This is a genomic window from Thauera sp. WH-1 (assembly GCF_047806685.1).
GTDB lineage: Bacteria > Pseudomonadota > Gammaproteobacteria > Burkholderiales > Rhodocyclaceae > Thauera.
On the sequence record NZ_JBLQGP010000008.1, the window covers coordinates 123,436 to 145,581 of the forward strand.

Annotated in this window: 20 protein-coding genes; 7 read left to right on the forward strand and 13 right to left on the reverse strand. The window is 66.6% G+C overall.

Translation table 11 applies throughout. From position 1 onward, the window contains the following. Positions 1-69: 69 nt before the first annotated feature. The 4 genes from ACMV5O_RS10295 to ACMV5O_RS10310 all read right to left on the reverse strand — a co-directional run bounded on the left by ACMV5O_RS10295 (position 70) and on the right by ACMV5O_RS10310 (position 3,889). Positions 70-1,449: an NAD(P)(+) transhydrogenase (Re/Si-specific) subunit beta gene (locus ACMV5O_RS10295; protein WP_416163373.1), complete on the reverse strand. Its 1,380-nt coding sequence runs from the start codon at positions 1,447-1,449 to the stop codon at positions 70-72. Further along, on the reverse strand, positions 1,446-1,751 hold the full coding sequence (locus tag ACMV5O_RS10300; protein WP_416163374.1) for an NAD(P) transhydrogenase subunit alpha: 306 nt from the start codon (positions 1,749-1,751) through the stop codon (positions 1,446-1,448). The genes ACMV5O_RS10295 and ACMV5O_RS10300 overlap by 4 nt, the downstream gene beginning before the upstream one ends. Before the next feature lie 13 nt (positions 1,752-1,764). Continuing rightward, positions 1,765-2,889: an NAD(P) transhydrogenase subunit alpha gene (locus ACMV5O_RS10305; RefSeq protein ID WP_416163375.1), complete on the reverse strand. Its 1,125-nt coding sequence runs from the start codon at positions 2,887-2,889 to the stop codon at positions 1,765-1,767. 223 nt (positions 2,890-3,112) lie between these two features. Beyond that, positions 3,113-3,889: a PP2C family protein-serine/threonine phosphatase gene (locus ACMV5O_RS10310; protein WP_416163376.1), complete on the reverse strand. Its 777-nt coding sequence runs from the start codon at positions 3,887-3,889 to the stop codon at positions 3,113-3,115. A 244-nt stretch (positions 3,890-4,133) separates the two neighbouring features. Here ACMV5O_RS10310 and ACMV5O_RS10315 point away from each other — a divergent pair, with 244 nt between their 5' ends. The 6 genes from ACMV5O_RS10315 (at position 4,134) to ACMV5O_RS10340 (ending at position 10,227) form a co-directional block, all read left to right on the forward strand. Beyond that, the gene (locus tag ACMV5O_RS10315) at positions 4,134-5,831 is read left to right on the forward strand and encodes a SulP family inorganic anion transporter (protein WP_416163377.1); all 1,698 of its coding nucleotides are present in this window, start codon (positions 4,134-4,136) and stop codon (positions 5,829-5,831) included. 157 nt (positions 5,832-5,988) lie between these two features. Further along, positions 5,989-6,300: a 50S ribosomal protein L21 gene (gene rplU, locus ACMV5O_RS10320; RefSeq protein ID WP_324541645.1), complete on the forward strand. Its 312-nt coding sequence runs from the start codon at positions 5,989-5,991 to the stop codon at positions 6,298-6,300. A 20-nt stretch (positions 6,301-6,320) separates the two neighbouring features. After that, positions 6,321-6,584, forward strand: coding sequence for a 50S ribosomal protein L27 (gene rpmA, locus ACMV5O_RS10325; RefSeq protein ID WP_324541647.1), 264 nt, complete (start codon positions 6,321-6,323; stop codon positions 6,582-6,584). Positions 6,585-6,692: 108 nt separating this feature from the next. Next, a complete protein-coding gene (gene cgtA, locus ACMV5O_RS10330; RefSeq protein WP_324541649.1) occupies positions 6,693-7,910 on the forward strand; it encodes an Obg family GTPase CgtA in 1,218 nt (405 codons plus the stop codon). Positions 7,911-7,990: 80 nt separating this feature from the next. Then, a complete protein-coding gene (gene proB, locus ACMV5O_RS10335; RefSeq protein WP_416163378.1) occupies positions 7,991-9,103 on the forward strand; it encodes a glutamate 5-kinase in 1,113 nt (370 codons plus the stop codon). 272 nt (positions 9,104-9,375) lie between these two features. After that, entirely contained in the window at positions 9,376-10,227 is an 852-nt protein-coding gene (locus ACMV5O_RS10340) for a PEP-CTERM sorting domain-containing protein (protein ID WP_416163379.1), read from the forward strand. Between the two features lie 232 nt (positions 10,228-10,459). On the opposite strand, the gene ACMV5O_RS10345 is transcribed toward ACMV5O_RS10340, so the two are convergent. The 8 genes from ACMV5O_RS10345 to ACMV5O_RS10380 form a co-directional block, all read right to left on the reverse strand. Beyond that, the gene (locus ACMV5O_RS10345; protein ID WP_416163380.1) at positions 10,460-12,058 is read right to left on the reverse strand and encodes an FAD-binding oxidoreductase; all 1,599 of its coding nucleotides are present in this window, start codon (positions 12,056-12,058) and stop codon (positions 10,460-10,462) included. 240 nt (positions 12,059-12,298) lie between these two features. Next, on the reverse strand, positions 12,299-13,126 hold the full coding sequence (locus tag ACMV5O_RS10350) for a THxN family PEP-CTERM protein (protein WP_416163381.1): 828 nt from the start codon (positions 13,124-13,126) through the stop codon (positions 12,299-12,301). A 190-nt stretch (positions 13,127-13,316) separates the two neighbouring features. After that, positions 13,317-14,093, reverse strand: a complete 777-nt coding sequence (locus tag ACMV5O_RS10355) for a PEP-CTERM/exosortase system-associated acyltransferase (protein WP_416163382.1) — start codon at positions 14,091-14,093, stop codon at positions 13,317-13,319. A gap of 20 nt (positions 14,094-14,113) precedes the next feature. Continuing rightward, complete coding sequence (locus ACMV5O_RS10360) at positions 14,114-15,325, reverse strand: ABC transporter permease (protein WP_416163383.1); 1,212 nt, start codon at positions 15,323-15,325, stop codon at positions 14,114-14,116. A gap of 5 nt (positions 15,326-15,330) precedes the next feature. Next, positions 15,331-16,560 (reverse strand): ABC transporter permease, encoded by a 1,230-nt coding sequence (locus ACMV5O_RS10365; RefSeq protein ID WP_416163384.1) that lies wholly within the window; start codon positions 16,558-16,560, stop codon positions 15,331-15,333. Positions 16,561-16,658: 98 nt separating this feature from the next. Next, on the reverse strand, positions 16,659-18,551 hold the full coding sequence (locus ACMV5O_RS10370; RefSeq protein ID WP_416163385.1) for a propionate--CoA ligase: 1,893 nt from the start codon (positions 18,549-18,551) through the stop codon (positions 16,659-16,661). A 99-nt stretch (positions 18,552-18,650) separates the two neighbouring features. Next, positions 18,651-19,844: a response regulator gene (locus ACMV5O_RS10375; RefSeq protein WP_416163386.1), complete on the reverse strand. Its 1,194-nt coding sequence runs from the start codon at positions 19,842-19,844 to the stop codon at positions 18,651-18,653. 56 nt (positions 19,845-19,900) lie between these two features. Further along, positions 19,901-20,896, reverse strand: coding sequence for an oxidoreductase (locus ACMV5O_RS10380; protein WP_416163387.1), 996 nt, complete (start codon positions 20,894-20,896; stop codon positions 19,901-19,903). A 204-nt stretch (positions 20,897-21,100) separates the two neighbouring features. Between ACMV5O_RS10380 and ACMV5O_RS10385 the strand changes: the two genes are divergently transcribed. Next, positions 21,101-21,967: an HDOD domain-containing protein gene (locus ACMV5O_RS10385; RefSeq protein WP_416163388.1), complete on the forward strand. Its 867-nt coding sequence runs from the start codon at positions 21,101-21,103 to the stop codon at positions 21,965-21,967. 29 nt (positions 21,968-21,996) lie between these two features. Here ACMV5O_RS10385 and ACMV5O_RS10390 read toward each other — a convergent pair whose 3' ends face one another. Continuing rightward, entirely contained in the window at positions 21,997-22,122 is a 126-nt protein-coding gene (locus tag ACMV5O_RS10390; RefSeq protein ID WP_324543419.1) for a hypothetical protein, read from the reverse strand. Positions 22,123-22,146 lie beyond the last annotated feature (24 nt).

Genomic DNA, 22,146 nt, shown 5'->3' on the forward strand with positions numbered 1-22,146 from the left:
CCCGGTAACGGCCCGCCACGCGCCAGACTTGAATCGCCCCCGCCCGCATGCGGCTGGCGGGGGCCTCCATCACGCCTCCAGCGTCTTCACGTGCTGGATCACTTCGCCGATCGCTTCCTGCGCGCTGCCGTACAGCATGCGGCAGTTGTCCTTGTAGAACAGCGCGTTCTCGATGCCCGAGTAGCCCGCGCCCTTGCCGCGCTTGACCACGATGACGTTCTGCGCCATGTCCGCATTCAGGATGGGCATGCCGTAGATCGGGCTCGACTTGTCGGTGCGCGCAACCGGGTTCACCACGTCGTTGGCGCCAATCACCAGGGCCACGTCCGCCTGGGCGAAGTCGGCGTTGATCTCGTCGAGGTCGAAGATCTTGTCGTAGGGCACGCCGGCCTCGGCCAGCAGCACGTTCATGTGGCCGGGCATGCGGCCCGCCACCGGGTGGATCGCGAACACCACCTCGACGCCGCCCTCCTCGAGCAGCTGCGCCATCTCCCACACCTTGTGCTGGGCGCCGGCCACCGCCATGCCGTAGCCGGGCACGATGATGACCTTCTGGCCGTAGCGCATCAGCGCGGCCGCGTCCATCGAGGACAGCTCGCGCATCGTGCCTTCGACCGCCTCGCCGCCTTCGGCCGCCGCACCGGTGAGCGGGGTGAAGATGATGTTCTTGATCGGGCGGTTCATCGCCTTGGCCATCAGTTGGGTGAGCAGCATGCCCGAGGCGCCGACCACGATACCGGCCACGATCAGCGCCGGGTTGCCGATGACGAAGCCCTTGAAGCCCACCGCCAGGCCGGTAAAGGCGTTCAGCAGCGAGATCACCACCGGCATGTCGGCGCCGCCGATCGGCATCACCAGCACGACACCGAGCGCCAGCGCGAGCACGAAGAACAGGAAGATCTCGAAGCCGCCGGGCGCATCGGAATAGGCCACGGTCAGGCCCACGCCGAAGGTCAGCAGCGTCAGGAAGAAGTTCACGTTGTTCTGCTGCGGCAGGCGGATCGCCTTGTTCATCAGGCCCTGCAGCTTGGCGAAGGCCACGCATGAACCGGAGAAGGCGACCGCGCCGATGATCGCGCCCAGCGCGAGCAGCGTCGAGGTGATGGCGTCGTGCTGCACGCCACGCACCAGCTCGATCGCGGCGATGCCCGCGGCCGCGCCGCCGCCCATGCCGTTGTAGATGGCGACCATCTGCGGCATGTCGGTCATCTTGACGATCTTGCCGCTGTACCAGGCCACGCCGCCGCCGAGCACGATGGCCAGCACCATCAGGCCGACGTTGTTGAGGCCGGGCATGAAGAAGGTCACCACGGTCGCGCCGACCATGGCGAAGCCCGCCCACACGATGCCCTTGCGCGCGGTCACCGGCGAGGCCATCGCCTTCAGGCCGAGGATGAAGACCACGGCGACGATGAAGTACGCCATGCTCACGAACCAGTTAGACGTCATTTGGCACCCCCTTCCTTGCGGCCGCCGGCCTTGAACATGCCGAGCATGCGTTCGGTGACGATGTAGCCACCGGCGGCGTTGGCCGCGCCGAGGAACACGGCGAGGAAGCCGATCACCAGCTGCACCGGGTCCTCCGGATCGGCATGTCCGAGTGCGACCATGGCGCCGATCAGCACGACACCGTGCACGAAGTTCGACCCCGACATCAGCGGGGTATGCAGGATCACCGGCACGCGCGAGATCACCTCGTAACCGGTGAACGCGGCGAGCGCGAAGATGTACAACGCGGTAAAGCCATCCATGGCGTGTCCTCCCTTACAGGCCGAGCACCTGCTTGACGCCGGCGTGGCGAACTTCGCCCGCATGCGTCAGGCAACTGCCGGACAGGACCTCGTCTTCCCAGTCGAGCGCGAGCGCGCCGTCGCGGATGAAGGGCGAGATGAAATTGAACAGGTTCTTGGCCACCATCTCGGACGCATGCACCGGCATGCGGCTGGCGATGTTGGTCGGGCCGATCACGAGCACGTCATTGATCCACACCTTCTCGCCGGCGACCGTGCCCTCGACGTTGCCGCCGGTCTCGGCCGCCATGTCGACGACCACGGCGCCCGGCTTCATGCGCGCGATCATGTCGGCGGTGATGATCTTCGGCGCCGGCTTGCCCGGAATGGCCGCGGTGGTGATCAGCGCATCGCACTGCGCCACCGCCTTCGCGAGGCGCTCGGCCTGCTTGGCCTTTTCCTCGTCGGTGAGCTCGCGCGCATAGCCACCGGTGCCCGCGGCCGACACGCCGGTGTCGACGAACTTGGCACCCAGCGACTCGATCTGCTCGCGCGTTTCGGGACGCACGTCATAGGCCTCGACCATGGCGCCGATGCGGCGCGCGGTGGCGATCGCCTGCAGGCCGGCGACGCCGGCACCGATCACCAGCACCTTGGCCGGGCGGATGGAGCCGGCGGCGTAGGTGAGCATGGGGAAGAACTTGGGCGAATGGTCGGCGGCGATCAGCGCACACTCGTAGCCGGCCACCGCGCCCTGGCTGGACAGGATGTCCATGCTCTGGGCGCGCGAGATGCGCGGCAGCAGTTCGAGCGCGAAGGCGGTAATCTGGCCCTCGACCAGCTGGCTCGCGCGCTCGGCGCTGGACCACGGCTGCAGCATGCCGCACAGCACGCTGCCCGGCTTCAGGGCGGCGATCGTCTCGGCCGGCGGGGCCTGCACGCAGAACACCACATCGGCGGCCGCACACACTTCGGCGGCGCTGTCGACGAAGCTGACGTCGGCAAAATCGGTGTCCCGGAAGTGCGCGGCCTTGCCGGCGCCCTTCTGCATCACCACCTGGGCGCCAAGGCCCTGATACTTCTTGACCACATCCGGCACGACGGACAGGCGTCGCTCACCGGGATGGGTCTCCGCTAGCACTCCGATGACCAGAGGCATGGGCGTATTCCTCCCTGTAAAACGGTATCAACACAGAATCGAAAGAAGCGCCGGCCGCCCTCTTTGTTAGTTCTCCCTGCCCCGCGCTTGCAGCGCCAGGAGCCGACGCGAAGGCCATATTACCGGCAATCCGGGCAGGCGTAATCATCCAAATGCACCATCCGCGCGCACGCGCGGCTGCGCCCGCGTGCCTCATGCACGAGGTCGGCGTCGATGCGGGCGCTCAGCGCGCGCCGGGACGGAAGGGCTGGGGGGGTGCCGGAACGAGCTTGACGATGGCCAGCGCGATGTTGTCGCCGCCGCCGCTGGCGCGCTGGCGCGCCTGCGAGATCAGGCGCTCGGCGGCGGCGCGCGGGGGCAGCTCCTGCAAGGTCGAGGCCAGCTCGAAATCGCTGAAGTAGGCCCACAGGCCGTCCGAGCACAGCAGGAAGCAGTCGCCGGCGTGCGGCGCCTCCTCGCGACCGTGCTCGATGCGCGGCTCGCGCTCGCTGCCCAGGCAGGCGAGCAGCACGTTGCGCTGCGGATGATTGAGCGCCCCCGCTTCGTCCAGCCGACCCTTGCGCTGCAGCTCGCCCACGAGCGAATGATCGGCGGAGCGCGACACCGTCGTGGTGCCACGGAAGTGATACATGCGCGAGTCGCCGCAGTGGGCCCAGTAGGCCTTGCCGTTCTGCAGCAGGAAGACCACCGCCGTGCTGTGCGGGTCCTGCTCGCTGGTGAAGCGGGTGAGCTTGATCACCGTGTGCGCCTCGTCGATGACGCTGCCGAGCAGGTGCTCGGGCGTCTCGTGCAGCGGCGCATAGACCTCGAAATTCTGGCGCGCACGGATCAGCACCTGCTCGGCCGCCATCGCACCGCCACTGTGTCCGCCCATGCCATCGGCAAGCACGGCCATCATCATGCCCGGCTTCTTCGGGTGGCCGAACAGTGCGACGCGATCCTGCTGTTCCTTGCGGTCGCCAGCATGCATGGCAACACAGGTTTCGGCGGTGAAGGACATGGGAGACGAAACTGGAGAGAATGGTTTTCGTTATTCGAGGCCGCAGCGGATCATAGCAACCCGCCCGCCTTGCCGGCGTGCCGAGCGCCACGGTCAGCCGCTTGCAAACACACGGAACGTGAAATTTCGCACGACACGCGGATCAGAATGGGCAAACCGTGCCCCGCGCCGGTTTTGTCTTTAACATCGCCGCCATCGCCTTCGACACGCCGGCGCCGCTCACCGGCCCGCCCCCGCGCCTCCGATGCTTTCCACCTCGCGCCTGCACCGCCTGCTGCCGTTTCTCGCCTGGCCTGCGCAATGGCGCGCCGGCGGCGTGCGCGGCGATCTGCTGGCGGGCCTCACCGTGGCCCTGGTGATGGTCCCGCAGGCCCTGGCCTACGCCAAGCTCGCCGGCCTGCCGCCGCATGTCGGCCTGTATGCGGCGCTGATCCCGGCGGTGGTCGCGGCGCTGTTCGGCTCCTGCGGCCAGCTCTCCACCGGTCCGGTGGCGCTGACCGGCCTGCTGGTGGGCGCGAGCATCCTGCCGCTGGCGGGACAGGCGGGCGGCGACCTGGTCGGCCTGGCGCTGCTGCTCGCCTTGCTGTCGGGCCTGATCCAGCTCGGGCTGGGCGTGCTGCGCCTGGGCTGGCTGCTCAACCTGCTGTCGGTGCCGGTGCTGATGGGCTTCGTCAATGCCGCCGCCCTGATCATCTGCCTGACCCAGATTCCGCCCCTGCTCGGCCTCGCCATGACGAGCTCGCAACACCTGGTGCTGGATTTTGCCAACGCGCTGGGCGGCGTGGCCGCGCTGCACCTGCCCGCGGTCGCCTTCGGCCTCGGCAGCCTCGCCGCCCTGCTGGTGTTGAAGCGACTGTGGCCGCGCCTGCCCGGCGTGCCGCTGGTGGTCGCCGGCGCCACCGCGCTGTCGGCGTGGACCGGCTTCGAAGCGGGCGGCGGCGCGGTGGTGGGCGCGGTGCCGGGCGGGCTGCCGGCATTGAGCCTGCCGCCGCTGCGCCCCGAGCTCATCGCCGCCGTGCTGCCGGCGGCCTTCGTCATCGCCATGGTCAGCTTCATGGAGGCCACCTCCAGCGCCAAGCTCATCTGCGGGCGCACGCGCCAGGCCTGGAGCCAGGACCAGGAGCTGATCGGCCAGGGCCTGGCCAAGATCTCCGCCGCCTTCAGCAGTGGCATGCCGGTGAGCGCCTCGTTCTCGCGCTCGGCGCTCAACTACGTCAATGAGGCCCGCAGCGGCCTGTCGTCCCTCGTCACCGCTGCGGTGGTGCTGCTCACCCTGCTCTACCTGACGCCGCTGCTGTGGCACCTGCCCAAGCCGGTGCTGGCAGCGGTGATCCTGCAGGCGGTGGTCAGCCTGATCGACCTCAAGGTGCTCGCGCGCGCCTGGCGCAGCAGCCGCGACGACGGCGCCGGCGCCGCCGTCACCTTCGTCGCCACCCTCGCCTTTGCGCCCAACATCCAGAACGGCATCCTCACCGGGCTGATGCTGTCGCTGGCGCTGCTGGTGTACCGCAGCATGCGCCCGCGCGTCGCCCTGCTCGGCCTGCACGCCGACGGCACCTACCGCGACCGCGAGCGCTTCGAGCTGCCCCACCCGCACCCCGCGCTGGTGATCCTGCGCTTCGACAGCCCGCTCAGCTTCGTCACCGCCGCCACCTTCGAGGACGCCATGCTCGGCGCCGCGCGCGCGCAGCCAGGCGTGAAGATCGTGCTGGTGTCGGCCGCCGGCATCAACGACATCGACGCCACCGGGCTGCACACGCTCGCCGGCCTGTTCGAGCGCTTTCATGCGCAAGGCCAGTCGATTGCCTTCTGCGGCCTCAAGAAGCAGGTCATCGACGCCATGGAGCGCGACGGCCTGTGGGCGCGCATCGGCGAGCGGGCGAACTACCGCACCGAGCACCAGGCGCTGGACGCATTGCTGCCGGCGCTGGCCGAGGCCTGATCCGCAGCCGCCAGGGCGCAGCGCGAGGCTGTCGGATTTCTTTACACTCTGCTCAGGAGGCTGAAACAAGCGCCCGGAGCATTGTTTTCATTGACTTTCGCGCGGCGCATTCGTATAGTGCGCGATTCTTTGCAGACCCATCAACTGGAGTAACACCATGTACGCGGTGATAAAAACCGGTGGCAAGCAGTATCGCGTTGCTGCTGGCGAAAAGATCAAGGTAGAACAGATACCGGCCGACGTGGGTTCCGAAATCACTCTCGACCAGGTCTTCATGGTCGGCGAAGGCGATGCCGTCAAGATCGGCACGCCCGTTGTGGCCGGAGCTTCCGTCACGGCGACCGTGGTTTCCCACGGCCGTCACGACAAGATCAAGATTTTCAAGATGCGCCGCCGCAAGCACTACCAGAAGCACCAGGGGCATCGTCAGAACTACACCGAGCTTCGCATCGAAGCGATCTCGGCCTAAGGCGAAGGGGGTAATCCGACATGGCACACAAAAAAGCTGGCGGTAGTTCGCGTAACGGCCGCGACTCGGAATCGAAACGCCTCGGCGTCAAGCGTTATGGCGGCCAGTTCGTGCTCGCCGGCAACATCATCGTTCGCCAGCGCGGCACCGAATACCACCCGGGCGACAACGTCGGCATCGGCAAGGACCACACCCTGTTCGCGCTCAAGGACGGCACCGTCCAGTTCGCGATCAAGGGCCCGTCGCGTCGCCGCACCGTGATCATCGTGCCGGAAGCGGCCTGATCGCACGCGTTCGATCGCATTGCAGTGCAAAAGCCCTATCCTTGCGGTAGGGCTTTTTTGTTTCCGGGGCGCGCCGTGTGGCGGACTCCACGAAGAGGTTGACCAGGCATGAAGTTTTTTGACGAGGCCCGCATCGAGGTCTACGCCGGCGACGGCGGTAACGGCGCGGCCACCTTCCGCCGCGAGAAGTTCATCCCCAAGGGCGGCCCCAGCGGCGGCGACGGCGGGCGCGGCGGCAGCGTGTATGCGGTCGCCGACCGCAACCTCAACACCCTGATCGACTACCGCTACACCCGCAGCTTCCGCGCCGAACGCGGCGAAAACGGCGGCAGCCGCGACTGCTACGGCAAGGGCGGCAAGGACATCACGCTGCGCTTTCCGGTCGGCACGGTGCTCAAGGACCTCGAGAGCGGCGAGCTCGTCGCCGACCTCGACGAGGACGGCAAGACGGTGCTCATCGCCCGTGGCGGCCGCGGCGGCCTAGGCAACATCCACTTCAAGTCCAGCACCAACCGCGCGCCGCGCAAGAAAACCATGGGCCAGGAAGGCGAATTCCGCAACCTGCACCTGGAACTCAAGGTGCTGGCCGACGTCGGCCTGCTCGGCCTGCCCAACGCCGGCAAGTCGACCTTCATCCGCAGCGTGTCCGCCGCCAAGCCCAAGGTCGCCGACTACCCCTTCACCACCCTCGCGCCCAACCTCGGCGTGGTGCGCACCAGCGAGGCGCGCAGCTTCGTCATCGCCGACATCCCCGGCCTGATCGAGGGCGCAGCCGAGGGCGCCGGCCTCGGCCACCAGTTCCTGCGCCACCTGCAGCGCACCCATGTGCTGCTGCACCTGGTCGACCTCGCCCCCTTCGACCCCGAGGCCGACCCCGTGGCCGACGCCAAGGCAATCGTCGAAGAGCTGCGCAAGTACGACGAGGCGCTCTACAACAAGCCGCGCTGGCTGGCGCTGAACAAGCTCGACCTCATCCCCGAGGAAGAGCGCGCCGAACGCGTGCAGGCCTTCCTCGACGCCTACGGCCCGGTCGAGCGCCACTTCGAGATCTCGGCGCTGAAGGGCGACGGCACCAAGGCGCTGATCTTCGCCATCCAGGACTTCCTCGACGCCGAGCGCGAGCGCATCGAGGCCGAGCGCGCCGAGCGCCACGCCGCCGAAGCCGCCCGCCTGGCCGCGATCGAAGCCGCCCGCGCCGCCGCCGACGCCGCCTATGAAAGTGAAGCCCTGCGCGACGAGGACGACGACGCCCTGCCCGAGGACGCGGCGGACGACGATGCCGACGCCCGCGACGACGCCGGGCCGGATGGCGCGCGCGCCTCCTGATCGAACCCTGACCCGGCACTGGCCGCGACCGACCGGCGCCTGCCCCCCTTTCCCGACCTTTCGAGCTCGCACGCATCGAGATGAGAACCAAGATCCGCAACGCCCGCCGCCTCGTGGTGAAGGTCGGCAGCGCCCTCGTCACCAACAACGGCGCCGGCCTCGACAAGGAGGCGCTGGACGCCTGGGCACGCCAGATCGCCGCGCTGCGCGCCGAGGGCCGGCAGGTGGCGCTGGTGTCCTCCGGCGCCATCGCCGCCGGCATGCAGCGCCTGGGCTGGCCGCGGCGCCCGCACGAGATGAACAAGCTGCAGGCCGCCGCCGCCGTCGGCCAGATGGGCCTGGTCGAAGCCTACGAAAAGGCCTTCTCCCGCCACGGCCTGCACACCGCACAGATCCTCCTCACCCACGAGGACCTGTCCGACCGCACCCGCTACCTCAACGCCCGCAGCACGCTCACCACCTTGCTGCAGCTCGGCGTGGTGCCGATCATCAACGAGAACGACACCGTGGTCACCGACGAGATCAAGTTCGGCGACAACGACACCCTCGGCGCGCTGGTCGCCAACCTGATCGAAGCCGACGCGCTGATCATCCTCACCGACCAGCAGGGACTCTACACCGCCGACCCGCGCAAGGACCCGACGGCCACGCTGATCGCCGAGGGCCGCGCCGAGGACCGCCAGTACGAAACCATGGCCGGCGGCTCGGGCAGCGCGATCAGCAAGGGCGGCATGATCACCAAGATCCGCGCCGCCCAGCGCGCCGCACGCAGCGGCGCCCACACCTGCATCGCCAGCGGCCGCGAGGCCGACCCGCTGCTGCGCCTGGCCGCGGGCGAGCCCCTCGGCACCCTGCTCTACGCCAGCAGCACGCCCTTGCAGGCGCGCAAGCAGTGGATCGCCGACCACCTGCAGCTCGCCGGCGACCTGATCATCGACGACGGCGCGGTGGCCGCGCTCAAGAGCGGCAAGAGCCTGCTGCCGGTGGGCGTGGTCGAGGTGCGCGGCGACTTCAAGCGCGGCGCGGCGGTGGCCTGTCGCACGCTGGCCGGCGAGGAAGTGGCGCGCGGGCTGGTGAATTATTCGGCGTCGGAGTGCCGGCGCATTGCGCGCAAGCCGACGGCGGAGATCGAGCGGCTGCTGGGTTACATCGATGAACCGGAGCTCATCCATCGGGACAACATGGTGGGCTAAAGGGCGTCGAACTCGCATCGCAAATGCACAACTCACATCCCCTTCGCAACGGCAGGCTGGCCATCACTGCCACTGAGACGGGTTCTAGAAGGTAAAGCCACAACGAGACCGCGCACGCCTGCGAAAGTGTCGGATTTTTTTACATCTCATAAGCACAGCATCCATCACTCCTATTTTTTCTCCTTTTTTATCAATGCCGTAGGATACAGGCACGGATTATGCTCAGTGAGATTCGGGCGCCACCGTGCACCGATCCAACAAAGGAGATTGAAATGAAAAAAGCCCTCTTAGTCGCTGCCCTCGGGAGCATGGCAGCCTTCTCGATGCCATCGTATTCGGCAATGGTCTCTGTCGCCGGTGTTACATGGGATACCGAGTGGACCGATGGAAGTACCCCGCCGATCGAGCAGGATTTTATCGGTGAGACGCAGTTCACGCAGTGGTTCAGCACGACCAACGATGCCGTCGGCACCTTGGGAAGCTGGACCACGGCTGACACCATCGGGAACGTGCTTGCCTCTTTAACCGGCGCCCCTGCGGCGGCTACGGGCTACTACCTGGCAGGCGCTGGCGAGTATATGCGTATCAACGACCCGGCAATGAGCATCATTCAGGCATCTCCAACGGGCGGCGGCGCGGGGAGTTTCTGCCCGGGTTGCGAGTTGACCTACGCATTTGGCGGAATTGGCCTCAACACGGACAATACATTCGATGTGACGGATGGCTGGGTTCGCGTCTACGTCGATAACACCCCCGACTTCAACACGCCAGTGAATTCTCAGGCTGTTGCGAACAGTGCGATCGGGGACATCCTGTGGCTTGACCTGACCATCACCAGCTTCTCTCTCCAAACTGGTACGGTCGATAACGGTTTCGTCTCAGCAGTCTTTGAAATCGTCGGCGGTGCAGCGGCTGACTACTTCGACCCCAAGAGTGTTGCCTACTCCGGAAGCGCTTTCTTCGGCACCCGGGCGACTCTTGACCCGAATTCGCGCTACTCCGGTGGCGGAAATGGCCAAGCGCTCGCAAACACCACTGCAGTTCCGGAGCCCGGAACCCTCGCCCTCTTGGGCCTTGGCTTGGTCGGTTTCGCCGCTAGCCGTCGGCGTACCGCCAAGAAGTGACACTGGCGGCTTTCCATGAGGCGAGCATGTTCCAACCGGTCCGTTGAAGCCTATTTACTGTAGCTTCGATCGAGATTGGGTGGAACACACTGGACTCACTCCCGAGGCATTACGGGAGTGAGTCCTTTGTTTTGTGCCCCCGGCGCGCCGCCGGCGCTACCACCTTACGATGGCAGGATATAGCGGAGGCAAGGGCGGCTAGCTGTATGTGACCGCCGGTAGGCGAGGCCACTTACTCATACCGCCCCGGCGCGATCAGCCCCTGAGGATCAAGCGCCGCCTTCAGGCGCTGCGAAAGATCTGCGCTGGCACGGTCGCGATCGCCCAGTCTTCCCATCTCCTGCACCCCGAGCCGATAGGGGTGGGTGCCGAGCGTTCGCCCCGCCTCACTGAGGGCGGCAAGACAGGCCCGCGCAGCGGCGGCTTCGGTGGCGTCGTCGCGCCTGAAGAGAATCGGCACGGTGCTGTCGAATAGCCTTGCATTGAGCGAGGTGAGCGTGATGAGCGGCTCGATTCCGTGCCGTTGGCACTGCTCCTCGACCATTTCCACATACTTGCGCACCGTGCCGGGGCGCATGGGAACGAGCGGCGCATACCACATCAGCCCGCAACCGTCGCGTGCGGGGTCCAGCGGCGTCCCCTGCGGCGGCATGGATCCCCCGCGCCAGTAACAGAGCGGGAGGGCCGTCTCATTGGGGCGCCCCTCGACGAGTTCCAGCGATTGTGCGATGGTCGCCGCGGTCTTGCCCACGCGCGCGCCCAGGCTGCCCGGCAGCTTCTGCGTCAGGCGGGCAAGGAATTGGGCCTGCCCCATGGAGAGGAAGACGACGCGGCTGGCGACACCGGCCAAGGCGCGGCGTATTTCGCGCTGCGCGGCGCGAACGACGCGGGATGTCCCGTAGAGCGTGCCGAAGCCCGTCCACGGCATGACCTGGTAGGCCCGCCCCATGGCCTCCACCGCCGCCGGCGTGATGAGACCGTCCGCACCGACCTGATCAGCCGGATACGGCGCGGCCATCGCGAGCACACGCCTGCGGTTCATGAGATTGATGCCACCCACGACCCCGGGAAGCGCAGCCAGAATGTCGCGCACGCGCTTGACGGCCTCCTCGAGCAGGCTGTCATCGCGCACGCCGAAGAACACGGCCTTGATGCACTGCGGGCGACGTGCCAGCGCGATCGACATCCGGGTGACGACGCCGTAACCGCTCTGCGTGAAGAGCCCATCGCAATAGGGCCCGACACCCCATTTGAACAGCCTGCCGAGGTCATCGCCAGCCAGTTCGCGCAGCATCCCGCGATAGACCGAGCCATCGGCCAGCACCGCCTCGATGTTCGTCACCGCGGCGAAATGATCGCCTTCGGGCGTGATGCCATAACCGCGCTCGAGCGCATTGCCGACCAGGCTGCATTGGGGCCCGGCACCCGTAACCGGCAGCAGGAAGGGATGTCTGCCACGATCCAGGAAGTCTGCCAGCATCTGCTGCGTGACGCCCGGCTCGAGCGTCACGATGCCCAACTCCGCGTCGAACTCGACGATGCGCGTGAGCCCGGACAGGTCGAGCACCATGCAGTCGTCGCGCACCGGCAGTGCCGTGCCATAGCCCCAGTTGCGTCCAGTACTGACGGGGTACACCGGTACGCCGAAACGCGAGGCAATGCGCATCACGTCGGTCACGAGTTCGCCGTGCTCCAGCCTCAATGCCCCAAGGAAGCGACGCTGCAGCGCCGTGGTATCCACCCCATACTTGGCGGCTGCAGCCGCAGCATCGAGCACCTCGAGCCCTGGCCCCATTGCTCGCCAGGCCCGCGTTGCCGCCTCAAGATCCATTCTGTTGCTCCACAATCTGCAAAAAAAGTGCGCGTGCCCCTCCGTCACCGCCTAGCGCTACGGTGAAGCGACGAAAGCCCCCCCAGAACCCGGCGGTCTGGCTGCAGCCCGGCGCACCGCGCGTGCCAGCGGCATCGGACGGCAAGCGCACGCCTCAAACAAAAAGGGCGGGCCAGTTGCCTGACCCACCCCTCGCACCCTCGTTCCGCCAGGCCTGATCGCAGCAGACCTGGCCGCGGCTTACGCGCGACGGCGACGGCCCGTCAGTGCACCCGCCGCGAGACCGATGCCCAGGAGCGCCAGAATACCAGGCTCGGGAACCTGGCTGAAACGCTCGGTGGAGATCGTGAAACCGAACTGCAGGGCGGTGCTCTGCCCCTCCGGCGTGGAGAACCCGAGGCAACCATCAGCCGCCCCGGCGGCGGCACACGCTGCATCCGAAAGCGTGCTCAGCACCCCTCCCGAGGTCGGGAAGATGTTGATGAAATAATCGTTGCCGTTGTACGTGAGCGGTTGATTGAGGAAGCCGGTCTGCTGGACGAAGATGTCGTTGCAGGGTGTGGGGCTGGAACCTATGACGCAAGTACCTGCTGTGTTTGGCGTCTCGGTGAACAAGATGTCGTAGAGGAGGGGAGGCAACGGCCCCGGCCCACCGCCGACGACTGCCTCCGCGGGCTGGGCCGCAGTGAGGTTGAGCGTTGCGCGCAGCACCGCACTGGTCAGGCTCGGGGCAAAGATCGGGTTGTTGTTGTGGGTCAGCGTGATGCCGGTAGCAGTGGTGCCCAGCTGCGGGCTGTCGCCGGTGATCTGGGTGACCACATTGCCCGGCGCCGCCGGATCCGTGATCATCAGCGAGGACTGGTTACCTCCCGTGGTGGCAGGCGCTCCCCAGGAAAGGGTCTTCTCATCGCCTGACAGGGTGATACCTGCAGTCGGTGCGAAGCTTTGCCAGACCCCAGTCAGGCTGTAAGTCCATTCGGTAACCACCGTCGCCGCCTGGACGGTCGCGGCACTCGCCAAGCCTACCAGTAGGACGGAAAGCTTCTTCAGAGCTGGACGTGATTTCATGGTGACTCTCCTCGTGGATGGCGAGACGTGAGTTTTTCGTCTCAGGTGACAAATTCTTGTCGGTATAGACCACTAAGCAAGAGCCAGGCCAGAAAAGAAAGAATAAAAAAACTCTTAAAAAACCGTCACTTCTAAACAAACCCCGATCAAGCCCCTGTTATGCCTCGCAAACTTGTAAAAAAATCCGACATCAGTCCGCTTCCTGGGGGCCTTGCAGGAAGGCAGGCTCGTTGTGGCTGAGCTCCATCTGGGCATGGATCTCTCGCCACAGCGGCTTCATGATCAGGCGCATGTTGCCAATGGTCTCGTGCACGTCGAGCATCGACGGCACACGCGTGCCGCGATGCGACACGGGGCCCCCGATCTGCCGAATGTCGACCCCCAGGCGGGCAAAGTGGGTCGCCAACCTGGGCTCGGTCAACATGAAGAGCACATCGATTCCATTGCGCGCCGCCAGCGCGATCGCCCCCATGTAAAGGCCGATCGGGATGTAGGGGAATCGGGGCTGGTCGCCGACACCGAAATCCTCTTCCTGAATCGACGTACTGACGCGCTCCTCGCCTTTTCTGCGGCGGAATGCGCGCCGGACGGCGAGACGTGATACCTCGGCGATTCGCTCACGCGGCAGCTTGGCCGGATCGACGATCGAACGATCGATCGTCGCGGCACAGGTGTTTTCGAAGGGCAAGGGAGTAAGAGGCGAGTCGGGATCGGTCAATACGAGCCGGGTGCATCCAACCGGGTAAGCGGGCGTGCCGACCTTTCGCAGCAGGCAGTGCAGGCTGCGGGCATCATATTCGTCCGTCTCGCGACGGTCGGGACGCACGGGCTCGAACTGCAGATCCTCGCAGTAGACCTCGTGGCGGATGCGATAGACCGCATTGCGCAGATCATCATCGAGCGCAGCGCCAATCCGAAAGTACTTCCTGAACCCATGACCCAAGTTGAAGTTGTCGAGGAAAGACATGGCTGGCTGTTCCGAGAAAGTTAAATCGACTGACGCAGGGCATCGACGACAGGCGTGCGAGACACCCGCCGTGCCGGCAGCAAGGCGGCCAGCACGGTTGCGACAAAGCCGACGATCCAGGCCAGCACGACCGTCAGCAGATCCGGCCGGATGTGCGCGGTGTACCCCTGATTCGAGTTGGGAGGAGGTGGCATCGGGATTCCAACTGCCGAGATTGCGCCGGCCAGCGCAAGCCCGAGGATAACGCCAAGCCCGGCGCCGATCATGCCGAGCAGCATGTTCTCGAGCACGACCAGGCGAAATACGTGGGCGCGCGTGTTGCCCAGCGCCTGCAGGGTGCCGAATTCGCCATAGCGTTCGAACACGCCCATATTGACTGCGTTTGCGACCGACAGCAGGACCATCAACAGGATGATGAACTGCAACACGCCAAACTGGCGGTCGTAGAGCTCCACCGCCTTGTCGTAGAAATCCGACAGCTCGCGCCAGCCCCGGGCCTCGAGATCCGGCGGCAGGCTGGCCTTGATCAGCGCCAGACTGCGGTCGGTGTCTTCGGTCCGCTCCAGGGCGACGACGAGCAGGTTGGCGCCTGTGCTGAACATCAGTTCCTGGGCCGCCGGCAGCGGGATTCTGACCGCGCGCGCGTCGAAGTCCTTGGAGAAGGTCTGGAAGATGCCCACGACTTCGAAATCGACGGTATTGAGCCCGCCCTCCGCGGTGTTGGTCACCAGCGTGACGCTATCGCCAGGCCCCACATCCATGGACGCGGCCACGCCCTGGCCCAACAGGATGCCAAAGGCGTCATCGCCACGGAGTTGGCGGCCCGATAAAAGATTGATATAGCTGCCGAGGCGCGCTTCCTTGTCGGGATCGATGCCCTCACCAATGATCGCGAGGTCGCGCCGGCCGTTGTTGAGCAGACCGGAAAAGTTCAAGCGTGCCGTTACTTCAGCGACGCCGCCATGTTTTTCGAGCCTGCTGGCGACGCCTGTAACGTCCTCCATCAGGAAGCGCTCCGGCTGCCGGCTCCCACGATCGAGAAAACCATCGCGAAAGACCTGAACGTGTCCCGTCTGCGAATGCACGATGGCCTCGCCGAGCTGGAAGAAGATGTCCTTGACGAAGCCTCCGGCCAGAATCAGGCCGGCGACGCCGAGCACGACCGCGGCCAAAGTCATCGCCGTGCGGGCCTTCTGCCTGAAGATGTTGCGAAGCGCGAGCTTTGTGAGCATTCGGGTCAACGCTGGTGACGAAGGGCATCGACGATGTTCATGCGAGAGGCCTTCCAGGCTGGTAGCAGGCTTGCGAGGAGTGTGGTGAAGAAGGCCAGCACGAACGCGTCCAGCATCAGCTCCGGAGGAATTCTGATCCCGGCCGTGTAGCCCCGCGCCATGCCGGGGGGAGGCGGCATCGGAATACCCACCCACGAGATGAATTCGCCGAGCAGATAGGCGAATCCTACCCCGAAGATGCCGCCGGCAAGACCCAGCAGCGCACCTTCGCACAGAAAAAGCGACAGGATGCCGGCACGCCGCACCCCCAGGGCCATCGAGGTTCCGATTTCACCGGTGCGCTCGATGACGGTCATCGACATGGTATTCGACACACTCAGGATCACGATGAGGGCAATCAGCAGCCGCACGATGCCGATCTGCCGGGAGTACAGCTCCACCGTCTTGTTGTAGAAATCAGCAAGCGCGTGCCACGGGATGACCTCGAACTCGGTCGCCGGCAACTTTTCGGCCAGGCCGCGGACGACGCGGGAGGTGGCGTCCGTATCGCGGAGCAGCACGACCCAGGTAGTCGCGCCTTCAACGCGCATCAGGGTTCGCGCCACCGCAATCGGCACGCGAAGCACGGTGTCGTCGTAGGCCTTGGTGGTGGTCGCAAAAAGCCCGGTGACCCGCAGCTCGACGGCATTGACGCCCCCCGAGGCCGTCGTCGCCAGCAGTACGACCTGGTCGCCCGGAACTGCGCCGAGGTTGGCAGCCAGGCCTTCGCCGAGCAGAACCTCGTTCTGCGCCTCGGGGGCCAGGTCCGCCCCCGCCACGATCGTGATCGCCTTCGTGATGGGCGCCTCGAGCTGGGGCTCGATCCCTTCACCGATGAACGAAATCGTCGAGTCTTCCTTGCTGATGAGGCCACTGAAGGCAAGCCGGGGGGCAACGGTCAGCGCATCCGGCGCCGCCGCAGCGAGGGCCTGCGCCTCTGAGGGCGGCAACAGATAGTTGTAGGGGTCGCCGAGCCCCTTGCCGAAATAGTCCGGGCGGGTGATCTGCACGTGACCAAGCTGCGAGTGTATGGTCGTCTCGCGCATGTCGTGAAAGATCCATTGGATGAAGCCGCCTGCGATCAAGTACGCAATTACGCCGCCGATCACGGTCGCAAGCGCTAGGCCCGTGCGGCGTCGTTGTCGCGCGAGGTTTCTTGATGCCAGCCGGATTACGGACAGGAGTCTACCGCGCATGGGGCAAGGGCCAGATGAAAATGGACGATTCAAGTGTGCAAGGGAAATGAGGCCGGTGACGCCCAGAGCGTCGAACCGGCCTCGCCTTTTGGCTTCGATCAGCCCTTCAGCGCCTCCCTGATCTGCTCCAGCGTGCTCGGATCGTCGATCGTCGTCAGATCCCCCGCATCACGCCCTTCGGCCAGGGCCTGGATCGAGCGCCGCAGCATCTTGCCCGAACGTGTCTTGGGCAGGCCGCCGATGAAGTGCACCCGCGCCGGACGGGCGATGGCGCCCAGGCTCTCGTCCACCTTCTTCATCACCTCCTTCTCGAGCGCGGCGCGCTTGTCGGCGGTGTCGACCGTGGTCGCGTCCTTCACCACCGCAAAGGCCATCGGCATCTGTCCCTTGAGCTGATCGGCCACGCCCACCACCGCCACTTCGGCAATCGCCGGGTGGGTCTGCACCGCTTCCTCGATCTCGCGCGTGCCGAGACGGTGGCCGGCGACGTTGATGACGTCGTCCATGCGGCCGAGGATGGTGTGGTAGCCCTTGTCGTCCTTGATGCCCCAGTCGGACGAGGAATACACCACCGGGTCCTTGAACAGGCTGAAGTAGGTGCTGACGAAGCGCTCGTCCTGGCCCCACACGGTCGACAGGCAGCCCGGCGGCAGCGGCGGCACGATGCCGACGATGCCCTTCTCGTTGGCGCCGCACTCGGTGCCGTCCTCGCGGAAGATGCGCAAGTCGTAGCCGTAGACCGGGAAGGCGGGCGAGCCGAGCTTGATCGGGCTGTCCTCGACGCCGCGGCAGATGGCGAGCATCGGCCAGCCGGTCTCGGTCTGCCAGTAGTTGTCGATGACCGGGATGCCGAGCTCACTCATGATCCACTCGTGGCTGGTCTCGTCCAGCGGCTCGCCGGCCAGGAACAGGTGCTTGAGCGAGGACAGGTCGTACTTCTTGAGGAAGGCCGGGTCCTGCTTCTTCAACACACGCACCGCGGTGGGCGCCGAGAACATCACGCTGACCTTGTACTTCTCGACGATCTGCCACCAGATGCCAGCGTCGGGGCGCAGCGGCGTGCCCTCGTACATGATGGTGGCCATGCCGGCGATCAGCGGGCCGTAGATGATGTAGCTGTGACCGACCACCCAGCCGATGTCCGAGGTCGAGAACATGGCCTCGCCGGCCGCACCGGTGAAGATGTGCTTCATCGACGCGGCCAGCGCCACGGTGTAGCCGCCGGTGTCGCGCTGCACGCCCTTGGGCTTGCCGGTGGTGCCGGAGGTGTACAGGATGTAGCTCGGCTCGGAGGACTCCAGCCACACGGCCGGCACCTGGGCGTCCATATGCTTCGCGCGCAGCGCGGCGTAGTCGACGTCACGGCCTTCGACCTTGGCGAAACCCTTGTCCAGGCCACGGTCGACGATCAGCACCTTGGCGGGCGGGAATTCGGCCAGCCTGCAGGCTTCGTCGACCAGGTGCTTGTAGGGCACCGGCTTGCCATTGCGCATGCCGGCGTCCGAGCTGACCATCAGCACCGGCTTGGCGTCGTCGATGCGGGTGGCGAGCGAGCCGGCGGCGAAGCCGCCGAACACCACCGAGTGGATCGCGCCGATGCGTGCGCAGGCGAGCATGGCGAACGCCGCCTCGGCGATCATCGGCATGTAGATCAGCACCCGGTCGCCGCGCTTGACGCCCAGCTCCTGGTAGATCGCCGCCATGCGCTCGACTTCGCGCTGCAGCTCGGCGAAGGAGTAGACCTTCTCCTCGTTGGTCTCGGTCGAGATGTACACCAGCGCGCGGTCATTCGGGCGCGCAGCGGCGTGGCGGTCCACCGCGTTGTAGCAGAGGTTGGTTTCGCCGCCCTTGAACCACTTGACGAAAGGCGGATTGGAAAAATCGCAGATCTGTTCTGCGGGCTTGTTCCAATGCACGAGCTGGGCCTGTTCGGCCCAGAACCCGTCGCGGTCTTCGATGGAACGGCGGTGAAACTGCTGGTAATCGGTCATTGCTTCCTCTCTCCCTTCGATTTTCCCTGTACTGCAAATGACGTGTTGCCTGCACCGCAGCGCCGGGACAGCGCAGCGAAACCTGCGACCACTCCCACTTCAAATGGAGGTCCGGGTGGCCTCCGCATCGTCACCGTCGGTCGCGCTTCTGTGCTTGAGCGCTTCGAGTTGCCTGAGCGGCAGTCCGCAGTGAGTTTTCGATTCTAGCAATTCGAGCAGCGGCATCAGCGCTGCGATGATTTCGGGCAGCTGCGCCTCGACCTCGGCGCGGGCGCCGGCGCGCACCTGGCGCAAGGCGTTGTCGATGCTGACGAGGCGGCCGAGCTCGCGCTCGATCAGCGCCGCATCCACCTCGCCCGCATCCGCGACCACCCGATTGCCGCCGGCGGCGCGCGCCGCCGCCGCCCGTTCGAGCGCGAGCCCCAGCAGCTCGCTGACGGTGTTGCGTCCATCGACCGCCGCATTGGCCACGCCGATGCTGAGCGTGACGCGGATGCGCTCCTCGCGATAGCCCATCACCAGCTTCTCGACGCTGCTGCGCAGGCGCAGCGCGAAGGCGCAGCTCGAGACACGGTCGATGCCCGGCGACAGCAGCGCGAACTGCGAGGCCGAGTGCTGCGACAAGGTGTCTTCGGTGCGGATGCGGCTGGTGAGCATCTTCGACAGCTTGCGCAGGATCAACTGCACGACGTGCGCGCCGTGGCGATCGACCAGCTCGTCGAACTGGTCGACCTCGATCACCAGGGCCGCGATGTCGGTGTGGCGGCGGCGCGCTTCGGACACCCCCTGGGTGGCGCGGTGCTGCAGGTAGCCCGCGCTGGCGAGGCCCGTCTCGGGGTCGACCGGGCTCTGGCTCGCCAGCGCGGCACGGCTGCGCTCGAGCTCGTGCTGGGCCTTCGACAGGCGCACCAGCGAACTCAGGGTGGCGAGCAGCTCGACGCTGCCGGCGCCCTTGGCGACGAAGCCGTTGGCGCCGAGGGCGAGCGCACGCTCGCGCGCCGACTCGTCCTCGTCGCCGGAGATGATCACCACCGGCAGGTCGCGCACGCGCGACACCCTGGAGGCGCGGATGCGCTCGAGCAGGCCGTAGCCATCCAGGCGCGGCATGCCGATGTCGGTGAGCACGAGGTCGATCGCGGGGTCGACCAGCAGCGCCTCCCAGCCGGCTTCGCCGTCGGGTTCCTCGCGCACCTCGAAGCGGCCGCGGATGAGCTTGACGATCGACGCCCGCACCATGCGCGAGTCATCGACCACGAGGATGCGCGGCAGCTTGTCGTCTTCGCTCGTCACCACCGCCGCTCCCCCACCTTGCTCAAGCCTCCTCGCTCCGCTGCGTTCTGTGCTGTCGATCAGGCGCCGATGCGGACCACCGTGCGGCCCTTGACCCGGCCCTGGATGAAATCGTCGAAGGCGGCAGGCAAGGCATCGAAATCGATCGTGCGCGTGACGGCCGCCAGGTGGCGCGGCTTGAGGTCGGTGGCGAGGCGGTCCCACACGCGCTGGCGGGTGGGAAAGCCCATGTAGCCCGAGTCGATGCCGAGCAGGCTGACACCGCGCAGGATGAAGGGAAACACCGTGGTGTCGAGCTTGAAGCTGGCGGCGTTGCCGATGCTCGCCACCGTGCCCGCCTGCTTCATGGTCGCCAGCACCCAGTGCAGGATCGGCCCGCCGACGTTGTCCACCGCGCCGGCCCACTGCGCGGCCTCGAGCGGGCGCACCTTGTCGAGGTCGATCTCGGTGCGCAGTTTGATCTCGGCGGCGCCGAGCATCTTCAGGTAGTCGGCCTCGGCTGCCTTACCGGTGAGCGCCACAACGTGATAGCCGAGGCGGGCCAGCATGTCGATGGCCAGCCCGCCCACGCCGCCGGTGGCGCCGGTGACGATGACCGGGCCGTTGGCAGGCGCCAGGCCGTTGTCTTCCATGCGCACCACGCCGAGCGCGGCGGTGAAGCCGGCCGTGCCCAGCGCCATGGCCTCGAACAGGTCCAGCCCGGCGGGCAGCGGCACCACCCAGGCGGCGGGCACGCGCGCGTATTCGGCATAGCCGCCGTGATGCGCGACACCGATGTCGAAGCTGGTGGCGATGACCTTGTCGCCGGCCTTGAAGCGCGCATCGGCGCTATCGACGACCTCGCCGCACAGGTCGATGCCGCCCACGCAGGGGAAGCGGCGGATGATCTTGCCCGCACCCGTGGCCGCCAGCGCATCCTTGTAATTGATGCTGGAGTAGTGAACGCGGATCGCCACCTCGCCGGCGTCGAGCTGCTCGGGCGCGAGCGTGCCCATGCGGCTGACGACCTTGCGCTTGTCGTCCTGGTCGATCACGAAGGCCTTGAAGGGGGTCATGCGGGCATCTCCTGTGCGCGGTCCTGGAATTCGGCAACGCCGATGACGGCAAGTTCGGCAGGGAACTCGGCCGCGCGCCGACGCTGCGAGCGCCATAATTATAGCCCCAAGCCAGGCTTGGCCTGTGCTTGGCGCGCACGCCTTCAGTTCCCCCGCGTGCCGCCGATAATGACGATATCTGCCGCCCCCCTGCCAGAGCCGCGCATGCCCCAGCTGCAACACCCCCTGCCCTCGGTGCAGGCCTACGTCGATCACTTCTCCGCCCAGCCGCTGCCGGTGTTGCGCCATACCGTGCGCGCGCTCGAGGCGCTGCGCCACAGCGAGGAATCGATCGGCGCGCGCCCGCTCGCGGCGATCGTGCTGTCCGACCCGCTGATGACGATGCGGCTCTTGACCCACATCGAGCGCAACCGCCGCCAGTCGCAGAACCACGACATCACCACCATCGAGCGCGCCGTGATGATGCTGGGGGTGGAGCCTTTCTTCACCGCCTTCGGCGCGCTGCCCACGGTGGAAGCGGCGCTTGCCCCCCGGCCCAAAGCCCTGGTCGGCGTGCTGCGCGTGATCGCGCGCGCGCGCCAGGTCGCAGAGCTCGCGCGCGAGTTCGCCATCGTCCGCCGCGACCTCGACGTGCAGGAGATCACCGTCGCCGCGCTGCTGCACGAGGCCACCGAGATCGTGTGCTGGATCTTTGCGCCCGAGCTGGCGCTGCAGGTGCAGGCGCGCCAGGCCGCACAGCCCGGCCTGCGCACCGCCGAGGCCGAGCGCGCCGTGTTCGGCGTGAGTGCCGCGGAGATCCAGCTCGGCCTGGTGCGCGCCTGGCGCCTGCCCGAGCTGCTGGCACCCCTGCTCGACGCCAGCCAGCAGGACAACCCGCGCGTGCGCACGATCCAGCTCGCCGCCGACTTCGCCCGCCACCTCGCGCACGGCTGGGACGACCCCGCCCTGCCCGACGACATCGCCGCCATCGAGGCCCTGCTGCACCTCGGCCGCGAGGCCCTGCTGCAGCGCCTGGGGATGCCGGAAGCGATCCGCCCGCGCTTCCTGCCGCCGGCACCGGCCAACGACTGAAGGCCTGCCGCGGCCTCGCCCGCCAGCCCTCAGCCGCAGAAGATCAGGTTGCCGAAGTCGATCAGCAGCGCTGGGTGCTGGTAGGCGGCAAAGATCAGCGCAAGCACGGCCGCAGCCAGGATGCCGAGCAGCAGGCGCAATAGCGGAGTCTTCATGCCGGCGGTTTGTTCATGGCAGCG